This window comes from Streptomyces sp. P17, from assembly GCF_032436805.1.
GTDB lineage: Bacteria > Actinomycetota > Actinomycetes > Streptomycetales > Streptomycetaceae > Streptomyces.
Genome location: NZ_JAVRBF010000276.1, coordinates 1 through 549, shown reverse-complemented (window position 1 = coordinate 549; position 549 = coordinate 1). Strand labels below are relative to the sequence as shown.

Below are 549 nucleotides of genomic sequence, written 5' to 3'. Positions count from 1 at the left end.
ATACACGTCACACAGAGCCTACAGGCACGGGACCTGACACTCCACCTCTAAGCAGGCAAGGAGGCCTAGACCTCATTGGCGGTGACGACCTAGACGAAGTGCAAAGTGACAACACACCGAAGCGCCCTTCTCCTCATACAGCAGAAAGCTGGGACGAATGGGTGAGCCATCTGAATGAGCATGGCATTAGTGTCTACCCTCTTCGCCGTCATTTCCCCGAAGTGCCTGATGCACTAGAGAGCGAGGCAAGGCCTGATGCGCTGGATATGGCCTCGCTGATCGTGAAGGTGGCGACTCGACTGCAAATCTCGAACGACGACCAGCAGCAGGCGATAAGGTTAGCGTGTGGCAAACACCGCGAGTCGGAACGACGTATTGAGCTTACCCGCCCGGATAGCATAGAAGAAAGAAAGGTCTCTATTGCACTTGATCGAAACGCCTTAGCACGGGAAGCCGCCATTCAAATGGCAGGACTCCCCATGTTAGAGGACGACGACAGGAAAAAACTTATCAATACGCTCGCCAAGCGCCTAACACCGCCGATTGAGC

Annotated in this window: 1 protein-coding gene; it reads left to right on the top strand. The window is 54.6% G+C overall.

The genetic code is table 11. The features are described from left to right. Nucleotides 1-98 precede the first annotated feature (98 nt). On the top strand, nucleotides 99-549 hold a 451-nt coding region (locus tag RMT89_RS40835; RefSeq protein WP_315888813.1), incomplete at its 3' end, for a hypothetical protein.